General features: G+C 73.0%; 11 protein-coding genes. 4 read left to right on the top strand and 7 right to left on the bottom strand.

Annotated elements, in window-relative coordinates; all coding sequences use genetic code 11:
- Positions 1-111: 111 nt before the first annotated feature.
- Positions 112-645, bottom strand: coding sequence for a carboxymuconolactone decarboxylase family protein (locus tag ACZ4W5_RS35065; RefSeq protein ID WP_360235889.1), 534 nt, complete (start codon positions 643-645; stop codon positions 112-114).
- Between the two features lie 498 nt (positions 646-1,143).
- On the opposite strand from ACZ4W5_RS35065, the gene ACZ4W5_RS35060 reads away from it, so the two are divergent.
- Positions 1,144-2,040, top strand: a complete 897-nt coding sequence (locus tag ACZ4W5_RS35060; RefSeq protein WP_465659121.1) for a universal stress protein — start codon at positions 1,144-1,146, stop codon at positions 2,038-2,040.
- Positions 2,041-2,113: 73 nt separating this feature from the next.
- On the opposite strand, the gene ACZ4W5_RS35055 is transcribed toward ACZ4W5_RS35060, so the two are convergent.
- The 6 genes from ACZ4W5_RS35055 to ACZ4W5_RS35030 form a co-directional block, all read right to left on the bottom strand.
- Positions 2,114-2,575 carry an NUDIX domain-containing protein gene (locus ACZ4W5_RS35055; protein ID WP_402476291.1) on the bottom strand — a complete coding sequence of 154 codons (462 nt, stop codon included), beginning with the start codon at positions 2,573-2,575 and terminating at the stop codon, positions 2,114-2,116.
- Entirely contained in the window at positions 2,568-2,831 is a 264-nt protein-coding gene (locus ACZ4W5_RS35050) for a hypothetical protein (protein WP_465659119.1), read from the bottom strand. Before ACZ4W5_RS35050 ends, ACZ4W5_RS35055 begins: the two co-directional genes overlap by 8 nt.
- 126 nt (positions 2,832-2,957) lie before the next feature.
- Positions 2,958-3,068 carry an SIP domain-containing protein gene (locus tag ACZ4W5_RS35045; protein WP_402476305.1) on the bottom strand — a complete coding sequence of 37 codons (111 nt, stop codon included), beginning with the start codon at positions 3,066-3,068 and terminating at the stop codon, positions 2,958-2,960.
- Positions 3,069-3,086: 18 nt separating this feature from the next.
- Entirely contained in the window at positions 3,087-4,259 is a 1,173-nt protein-coding gene (locus ACZ4W5_RS35040) for a CopD family protein (RefSeq protein ID WP_465659117.1), read from the bottom strand.
- Positions 4,260-4,338: 79 nt separating this feature from the next.
- Positions 4,339-4,791 carry a MarR family winged helix-turn-helix transcriptional regulator gene (locus ACZ4W5_RS35035; RefSeq protein ID WP_360235853.1) on the bottom strand — a complete coding sequence of 151 codons (453 nt, stop codon included), beginning with the start codon at positions 4,789-4,791 and terminating at the stop codon, positions 4,339-4,341.
- Entirely contained in the window at positions 4,791-6,266 is a 1,476-nt protein-coding gene (locus ACZ4W5_RS35030) for an MFS transporter (RefSeq protein ID WP_465659115.1), read from the bottom strand. Before ACZ4W5_RS35030 ends, ACZ4W5_RS35035 begins: the two co-directional genes overlap by 1 nt.
- A 357-nt stretch (positions 6,267-6,623) precedes the next feature.
- On the opposite strand from ACZ4W5_RS35030, the gene ACZ4W5_RS35025 reads away from it, so the two are divergent.
- From ACZ4W5_RS35025 to ACZ4W5_RS35015, 3 genes are all read left to right on the top strand, one after another.
- Positions 6,624-7,763, top strand: a complete 1,140-nt coding sequence (locus tag ACZ4W5_RS35025) for a hypothetical protein (RefSeq protein ID WP_465659113.1) — start codon at positions 6,624-6,626, stop codon at positions 7,761-7,763.
- Positions 7,764-7,960: 197 nt separating this feature from the next.
- Positions 7,961-14,338 (top strand): DNRLRE domain-containing protein, encoded by a 6,378-nt coding sequence (locus tag ACZ4W5_RS35020; protein WP_465659111.1) that lies wholly within the window; start codon positions 7,961-7,963, stop codon positions 14,336-14,338.
- 72 nt (positions 14,339-14,410) lie between these two features.
- Entirely contained in the window at positions 14,411-14,608 is a 198-nt protein-coding gene (locus ACZ4W5_RS35015) for a hypothetical protein (RefSeq protein ID WP_465659110.1), read from the top strand.
- The last annotated feature ends 10 nt before the right edge of the window (positions 14,609-14,618 follow it).

The raw sequence follows: 14,618 nt of genomic DNA, 5'->3' as shown, positions 1-14,618 counted from the left end.
CCCTCCCCTCCCCCCCCCCCCCCCCCCCCCCCCCCCCCCCCCCCCCCCCCCCCCCCCCCCCCCCCCCCCCCCCCCCCCCCCCCCCCCCCCCCCCCGTCCCCGGGCCGGAGTTCAGGACCAGGGGTCGGTGAACGACCTCCCGGGGACGGGCTTGGCGATCAGCGCGATCGCCGTGAAGAAGTTCACCTGTCCGATCGCCAGCATCAGCGTGACCAGCGCCTTCTCGTCGTAGTGCGCGGCGACCTCGGCGTACAGCTCGTCCGACACCCGCTCGCCGTCCGGGTTGGGCTGCAGCACGGCGTCCACCAGCGCGAGGGCCGCCCGCTCGGCCGCGGTCAGGTACGGCGAGTCCTGCCAGGTGGACACCGAGGTGATCCGCTCCTCCGACTCACCGGCCTTGCGCAGGAAGCCGGTGTGCAGGACGGTCAGGTAGGTGCTGCCGGCGAGCTGCCCGGCCCGCAGCTGGACCAGGCTGACGGTACCGCGCGGGACCGAGCGGTTGCCGACCGCCCGGAACAACGCGGCCGAGACGTCGGCGAGTTCGGGGACGAGCTCGTTCGGGTCGGTGGCCAGCCGGGGGCGGAGCGGGATCTCGGCGGTGATCGAGCGGGCGGTGGTGGATCCGGTGGTGCGGTCGGTGCTCATTCTCGTGTTCCTCTCGGGCGTTCGATGTGCTCTCACCGACCCGACGGATCCCGGCGCCCGAGTGTGACAGCGCCGGGAAAAATTCTTTCAACCGCGCTCCGCCCCGCGCCCGCCGTCGTGCCCCGCCCGCATGCTCAGCACCGCGCCGACCAGGATCAGCACGTTGGCCACCGCCACCGCGGCTGCCACCAACGCCGTCCCCGTGGGTGTCGGTGTCGGCGTGGTCGCGCTGACCGTTGTGGCGGTCGGAGACGGCATGGGCGGGCACTCTTCGCATCGCGGAAGTTAGGCTTGCCTAAGCGTCTCGGCTCCCAACCGGTCGGATCCAGACCGGTCGGGATCCCGACCCGCGGGCGGCCTGAGCCCCACCCCGCCGGAGGCCCGAGCGCCCCGAGAGGTGCCGTCCCCGCCCACCGCCGATACTGGGGTCGCAGTCCCGAGGCGGCCCCGGCGGGCCGGGTACGGCCCTCCCCGCGCCGCGGAACCCGAGGAGCTCCCGTGTCCGAACCCGTGCCGACCGGCCCCGTCGGCCCCGCCGCTGCCGGCCCCGCCGGCGGCCCGGTCGTCGTCGGCTTCGACGGCTCCCCCGAGAGCCTCACCGCCACCGAGTGGGCCACCCACGAGGCGCAGCGCCGCGCCGTACCGCTGGAGGTCCTGGAGGCCTGGCCCTGGCCCAAGCGGGACGTGGTCGGCAGCGACCAGACCTACCACCGCGCCCTGGCCCACCTCGCCGAGCGCGAGTCCGCACTGACCGCCCTGGCGCCCGGCCTGTCCGTCGTCTCCTCCGCCGTGTCCGCCGACCCGGTCGAGGCGCTGGAGGCCGCCTCGCACCGCGCCGCCCTCCTCGTGCTCGGCTCCCGCGGGCTCGGCACCCTGCGCGGCTTCCTGGTCGGTTCGGTCAGCCAGGAGGTGCTGCGGCGCTCCGCCTGCCCGGTCGTCCTGGTCCGCGCCGACCACGACGAACCGGACGGCCCGGTCACCGTCGGCCTCGACCTGACCCACCCCGCCGAGGAGGTGTTGGAGTTCGCCTTCCGGGCCGCCGCCCTGCGCTCCGTCCCGCTGCGGGTGGTCCACGTCTGGTCCCCGCCGGCCGGCAGCGAGTACATGTCCTTCGACGCCATCGGCGGGCTGGAGCCCGAGGTCTCCGCCGTCGAACGGGACGGCCTCACCGCGGCCCTGGCCCCGCTCCGGACCCGCCACCCCGAGGTCGAGGTCACCGCCGACCTGGTCCGCGGCAAGCCCGCCGTCGAACTCGTCGACGCGGCCGCCACCGCCCGCCTGCTCGTCCTCGGCCGCCGCCTGCACCACGCCCCCCTCCGCCACCACCTCGGCCCGGTCGCCCACGCCGCGATCCACCACGTCCACTGCCCGGTCGCCGTCATCCCCTACGGCTGACCACCCACAGCCCGGTGCCACGTCACATCGGAGTTCTCCGGGGGAGGTCGGGCGCGCCCGACCGCCCCCGTGCTCACGCGGTCGGCCAGTTGTGGTGCGCCAGGCCGCCGGGATCGGTGAGGGCGCCGTGGATGCCTGCGGCCGGGTAGGGGATCAGGTCCTCCGGCAGGGCGCCATCGGCGAAGAAGCGCAGGTCGAGGCACTTCTCGGGCTCGCGGTTGACGGGCTCGCCCTCCCACTCGGTGGCGACGAAGAACAGGCCGAGGCGCAGCGTGGCGGGGTCCTGGCGGTGCAGGACGGTGTAGGCGAGGCGGAGGTGGTCCGGGTCGACCAGGAGGCCGGTCTCCTCCTCGAGTTCGCGGGCGGCGCCCTCGGCCGGCTTCTCGCCGGGGTCGAGTTTGCCGCTGGGGGCATGCCACTGGCCGTAGCCGTAGGGGCCGCCGCGCTGGGACAGCAGGATCTTGCCGTCGGGGGTGCGGGCGATCACGTGGACGTCGACCACCGGCGGCGGGGTCGTGGTTGTGCTGCTACTCATGCTCTCTCCAACTTCCCTGTGGGGTTTTGGTGTTGATCGCTCGGGCCGGGACCGCTTCCAGGATGGCCTGTGCGGTCTGCTCGGAGGTGAGGTGGGTGGTGTCGATGGTGTGGAGCCGGTAGCCGAGTCGGTCCAGGATCGGGAGGGCCTCGGTGTAGAGCCGGAGTTCCCGGGCGGTGGCGGCGGAGTCGGCGGCGGCGGCAGATTTCCCGGGCCTCATCGCGGACTCCGGCATCGCCATCTGGGCCGACCTCATGCACCTGTTGGATCAACCGGTCTGTGAGTCGCACGCCGCCTGGACGGCCCGGCGAGTGGGCGGCAGCCCGGAGGCAGACGTGCGGCCCGGCCGGGGGACCGTCCCCTGGCCGGGCCGTACGGGCTTTCAGGGGCGCCAGTATCCGAGGGCGTGGGTGCGCGGCCTGGGGACGTCGAGGTCGCGGCGGACGAAGCGGGCCAGGTCGCGGGTGGTGGCGGTGGCGCAGGCGATCCACACGTAGGACGGGCAGACGGATCAGGCAGTTGAGGCCACAGCGGACCGACGCGCCAGGGCCTCCGACATCCGCACCGTCGCGTAGAGGGAGGCGACCAGCGCGAGGGCGAGCGCCGCTCCCCCGGCGAAGAGGGTGCCGGAGGAGACGGCCTTCGGGCTGCCCGCCTCGGCGCGGGCCGAGCCGGAGATGAACGGCACCACGGCGAGCACCGCGACGCCGAGGGCGACCTCGCCCCAGACCACCTTGGGGAAGTGCCGGAGCGTCAGGTGCAGCAGCGAGCCGGTGTCGTCGGTGCTGCGCGCCCGCACGATCCGGGGCATCAGCCAGAGCTGGTTGAAGGCTCCGGCCGCGACCAGACCGGCGACCAGGAGGATCTTGACGAGCAGCGCGACTCCGTAACCGGTGGTCCAGAGCTGCGGGATGCCGCCGACGTGCCTCCAGCTCAGCCACAGTCCGGAGACGGTGACGGTACCGACGCAGACCATCGCGACGAGGCCGAAGCGCCGCCACACGTCCGCCCAGAGCAGCCCGGCGCCGTCGCCGAGGCGCCTGCGGGTGCCGGCGAGCGCCGCGAGCAGGGCCAGGCCGCCGAGCCAGACGACGCCGGAGACGATGTGGGCCTGGTCGAACACCAGGTTCAGCCACGCGTCCAGGTCGGCGGGAGCGGTGGTCGGCACGGCACCGACCAGGGTGACGGCGAGGGCGAGGGGCAGCGCGGCGAGGGCGATCCGGTCCACGTGGCGGCGGGCGGCCGGCACGGCGAGGGCGATCAGGACGGCGGCGGTCACGACCAGGACGGCGTTCTGGAGCAGGTACACGGTGCCCTGGGCGATCCAGGCCCCCTTGGCCGCGGGCGCCCGCAGGAAGTCCAGGATCCGGTCCGGGGCGAGCGCGTCGCCGAAGGGCATCCCCTTCCCGGCCCGGGCCACCCGGGCGGCGAGCTGGAAGTAGCCCGCGACCAGCAGGACGGCGCCGACCCCGGCCAGGTAGCCCGCAGCCCTTCTTCGCAGCACCTCGGCGTCCCGGGCGCCCGTTTCCGGGGCCCGCAGGGCCGGGCGTACGGCGGTCGCATAGGTGACGGTGGCTCCGATGGCCCCGCTGAGGCCGAGGAAGTAGCCGGCCTTGGTGAGGACCCGCCAGAGCTGGGGCATGGCGTATCCGGCCGTGGTCGCGGCCAGGGAGGCAGTGTGCATTAGGCGAGGCTAACCTAATTTCACCTCAAGGTCACAACGCCCTCCCCCCTGGACCCACTCCCAGAGCCCCCCGACGCGCTCAGCCCAGAAGCTTCGTCACCACCCGGTCGAGCGCGCGGAGGTCCTCCGGCGGCAGGGCGAGCAGGGCGTCCGGCGGGGTGGTGAGGATGCCGGTGGCGAGCGCGGCCTTCGCCTCGCCCTCCTCGGTGAGATGGACCAGCTTGGAGCGCCGGTCGGCGGGATTGGTGATGCGCTCGGCGAGGCCGCGCCGCACCAGGTCGTCGACGATCACGGTGGTGTACGGCGGATCGGCGGTCAGCCGTTCGGCCAGCTCCCGCAGGGTGATCGGGCCGCCGGCCAGGCGGCGCAGCGCCCGGACCCGGCCGAAGCTCATCCCGAGGGCCTCGGCGACGGCCTTGCGCCGGTTGTAGCGTTCCAGCACGAGCGCGTTCATCCCCTGCCAGACCCGGCCCGCCGTCCCGGGGTCGACCTCACCCGCCTGCGGGTGCCCGCCGGTGTCACTGCGCCCCATCAGGCGTCCACCCTCTCCTTTGCCGTCCTGCTGTCCCCGCCGGGCTCCCCGTCTGCCTCCTCGGCGGCGAGCCGCTCCGCCGTACGCTCGGCCGTCGCCCGGGCCCAGCGGCCGGAAGTGAGCGTACCGGCGACCAGCACGACGGCACCGCAGCCGGCGATGATCCACCACGCCGTCCGCGCCGTCCCGGTGAAGGCCGCCGGGTCGGCGTGCGCCGCGCCCGCCATCAGGGCGCCGATCACGGCCACCCCCAGCGACTGGCCGACCTGCCGGCTGGTGGAGGCGACGGCCGCCGCCACCCCGGCCTGGGCGCGGGGCATCCCGGACACGGCCGTGTTGGTGATGGGCGCGTTGACCAGGCCGAACCCGATGCCGAACAGCAGGAACGCGAGCACCAGCAGACCGGTCGGCAGGTGCTCGGAGTAGCTGACCGCCTGGATCACGGCGCTCGCGCTCAGGGCCGTGCCGGCCAGCAGCAGCGGCGTACGCGGGCCACGTGCGGCCACCATCCGGCCGGACAGCGGGCCGGTCACCAGCGCCATGACGGCCATCGGCAGCATGTACAGCCCGGCGTGCAGCGGGTCGAGCCCGCGGACGTCCTGGAGGTAGAGGGAGCTGACGAACAGGAAGCCACCGAGACCGGCGAAGGCGGCGACCGCGATCACGGTGGCGCCCGCGAACGGCGCGGAGCGGAAGAACCGCAGGTCGATCAGGGGGTCCGTACGCCGGGGCTCGTACCGGAGCAGGCCCAGCAGTGCGGCCAGGGCCGCCGCCGCGCAGCCGAGCACCACGGGCGAGGTCCAGCCGCGCTGCGGCGACTCGATGATCGCGTACGTGAGTCCGGCGAGCAGTACGACGACCAGTGTCTGGCCGACCGGGTCCACCCGGCGGGCCCGGGCGGCCCGCGACTCCGGGACGTACCGGCCCGTCAGGAAGAGGGCGGCGAGGGCGATCGGGACGTTGATCCAGAAGATCGCCCGCCAGCCGGCCGACTCCACCAGCGCCCCGCCGAGGATCGGCCCGGCGGCCATGCTGATGCCCACGACGCCGCCCCACACGCCTATCGCGCGGGCGCGCCGGCGGGAGTCGGTGAAGGTGTTGCTGATGATCGACATCGCGACGGGGTTGAGCATCGAGCCGCCGACCGCCTGGAGCATCCGCGCCGCGATCAGCCAGCCGAGCCCGGGGGCCAGGCTGCACAGCAGGGAGGCCGCGCCGAACACCACCAGCCCGATCCGGAACACCCGGCGCCGCCCGATCCGGTCGGCGGTCGATCCGGAGAGCATCAGCAGGCTCGCCAGGACCAGGGTGTACGCGTCGACCGTCCACTGCAGCCCGGACACCGAGGTGTGCAGGTCGCTCCGGATGGCGGGCAGGGCCACGTTCAGGATGGTGACGTCGAGGCTGACCATCAGCAGGCTCATGCAGCAGATGGCCAGCACGAGCCAGGGCCGTGGAGGGGCGGCTTCGGGCATGGGGAACACTCCCAGAGTTAATTGTGTTGGTGTAATCATTGTGGTCACACAACTAACCTGGAGGCAACTCCCATCCGACACCAGCACAAAGGGCCCAACTCCCGGGCGAGCACGTCCGGATGCGGTCTCCTCCTGCGCCCCGACTCCCGCTATAACAGGGACGCAGGGGACCGAGGAGGGTGCAGCATGCGGGCGAGGAAGCAGCAGGATCAGGCCGGGCACGCCCAGCACGACCCGAGCACGACCCGTCGGACCGACACCCGGGCAGGCCAGGCGGGACGAGCAGGCCAGGCGGGACGGGCAGGCCAGGCGGGACGGGCAGGCCAGGCAGGCCGGACGGGCCGGGCCGACGGCGCCGTGCCCCCGCAGTCCGTCGTCGACCTCCAGCGCACCGTCGGCAACGCCGCGACCACCCGCGCACTCCAGCGCGCAGCGGACGGTCGGCCCGGCGGCCGGCCGGTGGTGCAGCGGATGCTGGACAAGAACACCGTGGAGACCACCTTCGCGGCCGGCACCTTCGAGGGAGGGACCGTCGCCTCGGGCCGACGGGCGGACGAACTCCGGAAGATCGTGTGGGAGAACCACCTGGCCGCCATCTCGGAGATCTGCAAGCGGCACAAGTACACCATCGCCATCCGGGAGACGGGCGAGTTCTCGATCCGGCGGATCGCGGAGGGCGCCAAGGCCAAGCCGCACACCATCCTGGAGAAGTCGATCAAGCCCGCCTCCGTCGGCAAGAAGTACGGCACCGGCCCGGGACAGGTCCAGGGCGACCCGGCGACGATCCTGGCCTGGCTGGAGGCCAACGACCTGAGCGGCTTCGTCGGCCACTGGAACGACCAGGGCCTGGCCGGCGTGCGGATCGACAACCCGCCTCCGACGCTCGCCGCCGGGATCGTGCACACCGGCGCCAACGGCGAGCCGTACGTCCCGCTCGACATGCAACAGGCGGGCGGCGGACCGGCGTTGACGGCCCTCAAGGCCGATCCGAACTGGAAGCAGTACCTCTACACCGGGGACTACGACCTGCACGAGGTGTACTCCGCCCAGGGCGGCACGGGCGGCGGCCAGATCCCGGAGGCGACCAGGGAGAAGGCCCAGCTGCTGAACCGGCTCAACGCGGGGATCGCCAGGAACACCCAGCAGGAGCCGGTGGCCCGGCACGGCACGGTGGCCCTGGAGCACGGCCGGCTGCACACCCAGCCCGGCTCCGACTACGCCATGTTCCAGCACGGCGACCAGGCCACCTACCGGATGAACCAGTACCTGGAGTCGACGGTGGCCCGGTTCGCCCAGCAACTGGTGCGGGCCGTCGCCACCGAGGCCGACGAACCGCTCGCCTGGTGCCGGATGGGCACCTGGTACGTCACCCGCGACCGCGAGGAGCACAAGGCGCTGCGCAAGTGCTGGGGCTTGAAGGTCCCCCACACCTGGGAGGACGAGAACGTGGAGCGCACCGCCGACGGCGGCTACCGCACGGCCCGCTACACGGCCTGACCCAACCGCCCTCGGAGCCCAGCGGCCCGGAAACGACACCGCCACCGCTCCATGATCACAGATGGATCAAGATTACTCTTCCCTTACACATCCTTGACCCCTCATTGGGTTGATGTGTCGTCATATGTCGATCTTGTCCGTGCCTACGATCCGTGTGCGAGCTGTCGCAGTGGCAGCTTGTCGACAAGGAGTCATGAATGCACAGGCAGATACCGGCCAGGGTGGTGAGCGGCTCACTCGCGCTGGCGGTGGCGGTCTCCCTCCTGGCGGGTTCGGAGGTCGCCTTCGCGGCGGGTCCGAAGCCGGGCGGCAGCGGCGACAGCGCCGCCAAGCCCTCCCCCACCACGGCCGCTGACATCCCCTCGGCCCGCGTCGCGGCGCGGCTCTCGGGGCAGCGGGTCGAGGCCCTCTCGGCGCGGACCGAGACCTCCACGACGTGGGTGAACAAGGACGGGTCGCTCACCACCGAACTCAGTGCGGGCCCGATCCGATTCCTCCGCGACGGTGCTCAGAGCGGCCAGGTCGGCCAGAACGGCCAGGGCACCCGGAACGGCAAGGAAAGCAAGGAAAGCAAGGACGGAAAGGCGGCGGAAAGCCGCGGGAACACCACCGAGGGCAAGGGCGGCACCGCCGCCGACTGGGTGGACGTGGACCTCGCCCTGCAGACGGCCGCCGACGGTTCGGTGGCCCCCAAGGCGCACCCCAACGGCCTCAAGCTGGCCGGTTCCGGCGGCACCCGCGCCGGCTCGTACGCCGAGTCGCAGTCCGGCGCAGGCGAGGACCGCACCCTGGTCACCCTCGGCCGGGGCGAGCAGCAGGTCGAGCTGCAGTGGAAGGGCGGCCTGCCCAAGCCCGAGCTGGACGGCACCAAGGCGGTGTACCGCGACGCGATCAGCGACGGCGCCGTCGACCTCGTCGTGGAGGCCACCCGGACCGGCTTCGAGCAGTACACCGTCCTCAAGCAGCGCCCCAGCGCGGCCGGTTACTCGTACACCATGCCGCTCAGGGCCAAGGGCCTGAACGCCGAGGCGCGGCCGGACGGCAGCGTGGTGTTCACCGACGCCGCCTCCGGCGAGCAGCGTGCGATGCTGCCCGCCCCGGTGATGTGGGACTCCACCGTCGACGACATCGCCGGCGCCCGCAGCCACAAGGCCAGGGTGGACTTGAAGGTCGTCCAGAACGGCGACGACATCGACCTGGTCTTCACCCCGGACGCGGCGTTCCTGGCCGATCCGGCGACGAAGTACCCGGTGACGGTCGACCCGTCCACCACGGGCCTGGGCAACGTCTTCGACACCTACGTCCAGAAGGGCGAGTCGGTCGACTGGTCGGCCGACACCGAGCTCGACCTGGGCAACCCGGGCACCAAGAACGCCGACGGCAGCTCCCGCGAGGCCCGCTCCTTCATCACCTGGGACACCGCGCCGATCGCCGACGCGCTGGTGATGAACGCGCAGCTGTCGCTGTGGAACTTCCACGCCGGCAACAGCGACTGCCAGCCGTACGCCTGGGAGGTCTGGGACACCGGCCGGCCCTCCACCGCCTCCCGGTGGACCAGCCAGCCGGCCTGGAACGCCAAGAAGGCGACCTCGACCGAGACCAAGGGGCGGGACGGCTGCGGCGGTGACGGCTGGGTCAACGCGGACGTCACCGGCCTCGTCCAGACCTGGACCTCCGCCAAGAACCAGCTCTCCAGCATGGGCCTGCGCGCCCCGGACGAGGTCAACACCAAGTACTGGAAGCAGTTCAACTCGGCCAACGCGGCCGGCAACGTGCCGAAGCTGACGGTCACGTACAACTACCGTCCGCGCACCGGCACCGACCAGCAGGCCGGTTCACCGTTCTACAAGGACGCGGCCGGGACGTGGTGGGTCAACTCGACCACCCCGACGCTGCGGGACACCTTCGTCGACCCGAACAACGACAAGGTCGACGGCACCTTCCAGATCTTCGACAACGACACGAACGCGCAGGTCGGCAACGTCCTGGTGTCGCCGTTCGTGCCGAGCGGCTCGCCCGCCTCGGTGAAGGTCCCGGCCGGGCTCCTGGCCAACGGGAAGACCTACCGGTTCCGTACCTCGCCGTACGACGGCACCCACTACAACAACACCTGGTCCCCGTGGGCGTACTTCACGGTGGACACCTCGGCGCCCTCCGCGCCGGGCGCGGTGACCTCGACCGACTACCCCTCGGGCCAGTGGGTCAAGGGCGCCGGGCAGAGCGGCGTCTTCACGGTGACCCCGCCGGCCGGTGACCAGAGCGCCCTGGAGTGGACGCTCGACGGCGCGAACTGGACCAAGGTCGCCACCGGCGGCGCCGGCACGCCGGTCGGCCTGACCGTCACCCCGGCCAAGGCGGGCACCAACACCCTCCAGGTGCGGGCGGTGGACCGGGCGGAGAACAGGTCCGAGGCCGTCTCCTACACCTTCCAGGTCGGGGCCGGCGGCGTGACCGCGCCCAACGACGGCACCCGCACCGCCGCCCGCGTCCCGCTGGTCGCGGAGGCGGACGGCGCCAAGTACGACAAGGTCGCCTTCTCCTGGCGCCGCTCCGACGCCGACGCCTGGACGCCCGTCCCGGCCGGCGACGTCGCCGACGGCGGTACGGCGCTCGCCTCCTGGCCGGTCGCGCTGAGCGGCGGGAAGGGCCCCGCACTGACCTGGAACGCCACCAGCACCGTCAACCCGGACGGCACCGTCCAGGTGCGCGCGGACTTCACCGGCCCCAACGGCGCCGCGGTCTCCACCGAGCCGGTCAAGGTCGTCGTCGACCGCAAGGCGGGCGGCGCGGCCACCCAGAAGGTCGGCCCCGGCGAGCTGAACCTGCTCACCGGTGACCTGACCGTCTCGGCCACCGACGTCTCGGTGTTCGGCATGACGGTCGGCCGCACCAGCTCCTCGCGCGACCCCAAGGGCGCCGCGAACAAGGACGGCCAGGCGCCGGTCTTCGGCCCGAACTGGACCTCCGGCATCTCCTCGGAGGTCTCCGCCTCCGCGTACACCGAGATCCGCAGGACCTCGGCGACCTCGCTCGACGTGGCCACCACCGAGGGCGGCACGGTCTCCTTCACCGCCAACGCCGCCGGGAACGGCTGGGTGCCCGAACCGGGCAGCGAGGAGCTGACCCTCAAGGGCTCGTTCGCGGGCGGGGACTTCACCCTCTCCGACACCGAGGGCAGCGTCACCTCCTTCGCCAAGGTCGACCCGGCCGCCGCCACCTGGACGGTGACCTCCAGCCTGCTGGACGGCCTGGCGAACACCACCACCACGGTGGTCTCGGAGAAGACCGTGGCCGGCGGGAAGACCCTCGCCCGGCCCAGGTACGTGATCGCCCCGACCTCCGCGGCCACGGCCACCGCCTGTGCGGCGGACGTGACCACCAAGGGCTGCCGCGTCCTGCAGTTCGTCTACGCCGACACCACGACCGCCACGGGCAAGGACAACGCCGACCAGTTCGGCGACTTCGCCGGCCAGGTCAGCACCATCAAGCTGTGGGCCACCGCCCCCGGTGCCGCGGGCTCCACCGCCACCGACGTCGCCGCCTACCGGTACGACAACACCGGTGCGCTGCGCCAGGAGTGGGACCCGCGCCTGGACCAGGCCTCCCAGACCAAGTACTGGTACTACGGCGAGCCCGGCCAGGACGGCCTGCTGTCCTGCATCCAGCACGGCGGCAAGCCCGCCACCTGCATGGACTACCGCAACGTGCCGAGCAGCCCCGCCGCCGGCGACGGCATGCTCACCAAGGTCCGGCACGACACCCTCGCGCCCGGGACCACCGGCACGGTCAACGGCAGCGCCGCCACCGTCGTCGTCTACGGCGTCCCGACCACGGGCGGCAAGGCGCCCGAGGACCTCTCGGCCGCGGCCGGTGCGGCCTGGGGCCAGACCGACCTGCCGACCGACGCCACGGCGGTCTTCCCCGCCGACCAGGTCCCCGCGTCCAGCAACGGCACGGAGCTGAACGCCGGCGACTACACCCGTGCGACGGTCAGCTACCTGAACGCCTCCGGCCGCCAGGTCAACAGCGTCGCACCCGGCCACCGGGTCACCACCACCGAGTACGACAAGTGGGGCAACGCGGTCCGCACCCTGACCGCCGCCAACCGCGAACTCGCCCTCGGCACCACCGACGAGGCCAAGGCCCAGCTCGCCGACCTCGGCATGGACACGCTCCCCTCGGGCGAGCGCGCCAAGCTGCTGTCGACCGTCACCGCGTACAGCGAGGACGGTCAGCGCGAGACCGAGTCCTCGGGCCCGCTGCACCGGGTGACCCTGGCCGCCGACGCCGTCAGCGGCACCACCACGGTGGCCAGGGCCGGCACCCAGGTGACCGCCCGCACCCGCACCGTCAAGACCTACGACGAGGGCCGCCCGACCGACGGCACCGCCAAGGTCAAGGACCAGGTCACCACGACCACCTCCGGCGGCGCCCTGCGCGGCTGGCCGGACGTCTTCGCCGAGACCCGGACCGACAAGAACGTCTACGACTGGGCCCTCGGCGTCCCGACCAGGAAGGTCCAGGACGCCGACGGCCTCAAGCTGACCACCGTCACCGGCTACGACGCCCAGGGCCGGGTCACCTCCCAGTCCCTGCCCGCCTCCGGCGGGTCCGACGCCGGCACGCGGACCACGAGCTACTGGACCGCCACCGGCACCGGCCCCTGCGCCGGCCGTCCGGAGTGGGCCGACCTGGTCTGCCGGACCGGCCCGGCCGGCCCGGTCACCGGCGGCGGCGCCAACCCGGCGCAACTGCCCGTCAAGACCGTCCAGTACGGACTGTTCGGCCAGACCGCCCAGACCGACGAGACGGCGGGCGGGGTCACCCGCACGACGACCATCACCTCGGACCCGGCCGGCCGCCCGGTGACCACCACGGTCAGCGGCGGCGTCGGCCCGGCGGCCCCGGCCACCACCGTCAGCTACGACCCCGCCACCGGCCAGGTCGTCAAGCAGACCTCCGCCACCGGCGGGACCATCACCAAGGCGTACGACGACCTCGGCCGCCTGATCTCCTACACCGACGCCGACGGCGCCACCACGACCACCGAGTACGACGCGCTGGACCGGCCCACCAAGGTCACCGACAGCTCGCCGTCCACCACCACCTACGGCTACGACACCGCCGCCGAGCCGCGCGGCCTGGCCACCTCGGTGACCGACTCGGCGGCCGGCACCTTCACCGCCCGCTACGACGCGGACGGCAAGGTCACCGCCCAGGGCCTGCCCGGCGGCTACACCAGCACCGACCGGACCGACCCGACCGGCACCGTCGTCACCCGCACGCACACCCGCAACAGCGACGGCGCCGTGCTGGTCAACGACGCCGTCACGGAGACCGTCCACGGCCAGTGGGCCACCCACACCGGCACCCCCGGCGTGACCGCGGCCCAGAGCTACGCCTACGACCGCGCCGGGCGCCTGACCCAGGTGCGCGACACCTCCACCGACGCCGTCTGCACCACCCGCACGTACGGCTTCGACAACAACACCAACCGCACCAGCCTCGCCACCGCCACCGCGCCCCGCGGCCAGGAGTGCACGACCACCGGAGCGACCACCCAGACCAGCACCTACGACAGCGCCGACCGCCTGGTGAACCCGGGCTACGCCTACGACGCGTTCGGCCGCACCACCGCCCTGCCGGGCAGCACGGTGAGCTACTACAACACCGACCTGGTACAGCAGCAGACCACCGGCAACAGCCGCTTCACCTGGACCCTCGACGCCGCCCAGCGCCTGCGCGGCTGGACCACCGAGACCAACTCCGGCACCGCGTGGGCGGTTTCGGGCGGCCGGACGAACCACTACGGCAGCGACGGCGACAGCCCGCGCTGGATCGCCGTGGACGGCACGGCCTCGCGCAACGTGACCGGGCCCACCGGCGACCTCGCCGCCACCACCACCGGCAGCGCGGTCACCCTGCAACTGGCCAACCTGCACGGTGACGTGACGCTCCAGCTCCCGCTGGACACCGCCGTCGCACCGACCGTCCTGGACTACGACGAGTACGGCCAGCCCCGCGCCGGCCAGCCCGCCGTCCGGTACGGCTGGACCGGAGCCAAGCTCCGCTCCGCCGAAACCCCCGGCGGCGGCCTGGTCCTGATGGGCGTGCGTCTCTACAACGGCTCCACCGGCCGCTTCCTGTCCCTCGACCCGGTCTACGGCGGCAACGCCAACGCCTACGACTACGTCTCCGCGGACCCGCTGAACCGCTACGACCTCGACGGCAACATCTGCTGGAGCTGCGGCTGGAAGCGGACCAAGTCCTTCGCCCGCAAGACCTGGAACGAGAACAAGCAGACCATCATCACCTGGGGCGTCGGCATCACCGTCGCCGGCGGCTGCACCATCCTCACCGGCGGCGCGGGCGCGGCCGGCTGCGCCTACCTCGGCGGCGCCGTCGGCGGAGCCGTCGGCTACCGCTACGGGTACAGCGGGCGCCGCAGCTACGGCGGCTACGCCCGGGCGACGATCGTCGGCTCCGTCACGGCGGGCTTCGGCGGTGGAGCCTTCTTCCGCGGCTTCCGCTTCTTCCGCGGCGGCGGCGCCCACCGCGGCGCCTGGGGCTGGTGACGCCCGGGCTCCGTCAAGTCATTACCATCGCTTTGCCGACCGTCAGGCCGTCCATGGAGGATTGAAATACCTGTGAACCGATACGCGAAGGCCGCCCTGGTGACGCTGGGCTTCCTGCTGCTCGTCGTCGCCGTGTTCACCCTGCTCGGCCTGGTGCCGTCCGACTCCGAACTCGGGTCGGTGCTGCGCACGGCGGGCGGCGGCCTGCTGGTCGCCGTCACCCTCGCGTGGGGCGCCTACCTGGCGAAGACCCTCCGCCGCGGCCGGTAGCCCCGGGCGG

This window comes from Kitasatospora sp. NPDC029367 (genome assembly GCF_055569135.1).
This window is presented reverse-complemented; position numbering and strand designations above follow the sequence as displayed.